The 2814-nt window shown below is 60.5% G+C and carries 1 protein-coding gene; it reads left to right on the top strand.

The window, feature by feature from the left end:
- Nucleotides 1-358 precede the first annotated feature (358 nt).
- Nucleotides 359-2131, top strand: coding sequence for a hypothetical protein (locus BN1233_RS31445; RefSeq protein ID WP_046867609.1), 1773 nt, complete (start codon nucleotides 359-361; stop codon nucleotides 2129-2131).
- The last annotated feature ends 683 nt before the right edge of the window (nucleotides 2132-2814 follow it).

The following is a 2814-nucleotide window of genomic DNA, read 5'->3' as shown; positions in this document are numbered from 1 at the left end:
ATCATGTGGTCCCGCACGCACGCGCCCACGCGTGGAACCCAAGCGGTTGCCGAACCCCGGGCGGCGGCGCACACTGGACAACAGCCCGCAACCCGGAGGTGCGCATGGCCAACGCGGAGCACGTCGCCCTACCGAAGCAGGGGGTGGATGCCTGGATCGCTGCTCTGCCGCTGCATGGCCTCGGACGAAGGCCAACTCCGATTACTGACGTGGCAAGAGAGCGGCTAACCTCCACGCGAACTTCACGTGCGGCAAACGAGCATTCGCACCGTAGACTTGGCGATGCTCTCGCGACCGTGACCCGGCGCGTCGCCAATGCTCGTCCGATCTCGACCACGGGATTTCCAGATCTCGGATCATGATGACTTCGGAAAAAGCCGGATCGGCAAGCCCCGTCACAGAGATTGACGTGTCGGATACTGTGAGACTGCGCCAGCGGGTGAGTCGCGCGGCGAAATCGCTGAAGGTCATCGGATTGCTTTCGGCAGTTACGCTGCTGTTCGACTTGTATGGTTATTTGGAGTTCTTGCCTGCGCTTTTGTGCGCCATGCTCCTGCCTGGGTCGGCAAACTTGGTCGCCCAGCGTTTGCGATCAGGGAGCGTCCGCGCCGCGGCTGCCGCTGCCGTATGGGGATTGTTGTGGCTCGGCTTTGTTTCATTCGACGCATTCCCGAAGGCATTCAAGAATGGTTTGGACACCTACAGTTTCCTTGGCTCTCTTATTTTTTGCGTGCCTCTTCTATTCCTCGCGCTGGGCCTGGTTGCGGTGATCCGCCATCGGTCGGCCATGGTAGCCGCCGGAGAGGCCGACCTTCGGGCGCATCCTTGGGAAGAAGGCCTCAGGGTGAAGGTTCGCCCGCGCTTCGTGAACGTGAATTTAGGTGCCGTGCTGTTTGTCCTTCTGTCTCCGTTGCCGCTTCTCTTTCTATGGCTGTCGCAGATCGCACAAGAGACCAAGCTTTTTTCCGACTCTGCGCGCTTAGCTGGATACATATTGGGTACATGGTCCATCATTTTCGGTTCTATTTACTGGGGAGTCAGAATCTATCGACGAGCAAGACGAAAAGCTTTGCTCCCGGGCAGCGCGCTCGCCAAGAAGGATCCGCGGCCGGTCGTGTTGTATCTCCGGTCCTTCAATGATGACAGTGCGCTTCGGATGTGGGCGAGGACCACGAACGGCCGGATTCTACCAGAGAGACTGGTGCGTGCTTCCTTTGAGGAGGTGGTGACGGACCACCTATGGGGTTATGGGCCTGTTCGAGCGATCGGTGATCCGAGGGCTAGGGACAAAACCGCACCCCTCGGCGCCGCCCGGGACTACACGATAGATTCGGACTGGCAGAACCAGGTGGTCGGGTTGATGCGGCAAGCTTGTATGATCGTTGCCGTCGCAGCTGAGTCCGACGGGCTCGCCTGGGAGATCGACGCTGTAGTGAAGCACGGCTTTCTGCCGAAGTTCGTGCTGCTCCTGCCCCCAGTAGACAGCCAAGAGCGAGAAGCGCGGTTGTGTTTTCTTGCGAACAGGATGGCAGGCCTGGATTTTCCTTTCCGTCTTGCACTTGAGCGCCTGCGGTCAGTTATTTTTCCGGAAGGCCGAGTGACTCTCATCTGTGGCGGAAAGCGTAACGACTGGACCTATGAGGCGTGCCTCGACCAGGCCGCCCTTGCAATCCTCGACGTGTCGCGGAACCGCCCAGCCATCTCGCCGTCGCCAATCGTACCAAGCGGTCAGCTCCTGAGGGAGCTCGCGCTGAACGCATTAACCTTTGCGCGTTCGTCCCTGGCGTTCCTGACGATCGGGACATTCATGTTTTTTGCCATGGCGGTCAATCAAATCCGTATGGAGAACTCCCATCCCTATGTTCATTCAGGCGAGGAACGAGATGAGTTCGTTGCCGAGACGATCAAGCGATGCAAGAAGACGAATTCGGAACTATCTGAGGATGTACTTGGAAACTACTGCGGTTGCTATGCAACCCGAATTGCCGACGTCCTGACCTATGCCGAGCTTGAAGCGCGACTCGATTTCAAGCCTGGCATCATGGCGGGCGTGAGGGATCTCGAAGTGAGCCTCAAGGAGAAGACCAAGATGGCTAGCGACGCCTGCTACAGCGAGGCGTTCGAGCGGTGAGGTTGTCAGTCCTTGAGGTCGGTTGCCACGACCCCTTGGGTCGAGATTGCCTGAGCTCGAGCTTGACCTTTCATGCAGCGTGACAGAGGGCGTAAGCGATGCCTTCGTGGAGGGGCGGAAGGGGTCTTGCGGGCTCGGCCAAATGCCGAGACGTGATCAAGCTCTGCTCAAGCCAGATTGGCATCGCACTACGGCGAGGTTTTCGGAGGAGGTCGGGTGCCTCCTGCAACAATAACCCCTCCTAAACTCGTTCCATAGTCGAGGCCTTCTGCGAACCGCGTGTGCTCTCGCACGCCCCCGCCGGCGCGCGGGGCCCCCGCGGCTGCCGGGCCCCGGGCCACGGCTCACACTGGCGAACCGGCTCCGAACCCGGAGGGCGCGCATGGCTGACGAGGAGCACCTCGCTCTGCTCAAGCAGGGGGTGGAGGCCTGGAACGCGTGGCAGCGCGCGAATCCCGGCATTACTCCGGACCTCCGCGAGGCAGACCTGCGCGGGGTGAACCTTGATGGAGCGAACCCTAGCAGAGCGGGCCAAGGCGATTCCGGTCCTGGACGAGGCGAACCTCTTCGGGGTGAACCTCAGCAGGGCGAGCCGCGGCAGCCAATATGCCGCCGAGGCCTATGCCCGGCAGCTGGCCTGTATCGACGCCAAGCCTTCGATGAGCCGCACGGGCTGCTGTTAC

Source organism: Microvirga massiliensis (assembly GCF_001006805.1).
In the GTDB taxonomy this organism is placed as follows: domain Bacteria; phylum Pseudomonadota; class Alphaproteobacteria; order Rhizobiales; family Beijerinckiaceae; genus Microvirga; species Microvirga massiliensis.
The sequence above is the reverse complement of the archived record's forward strand: the minus strand, read 5'-3'. Positions and strand labels throughout refer to the sequence as shown.

What these genes read in the sequence shown, in the direction of transcription:
- BN1233_RS31445 (WP_046867609.1), top strand. Translation starts at nt 359, where the DNA reads ATGATGACTTCGGAAAAAGCCGGATCGGCAAGCCCCGTCACAGAGATT.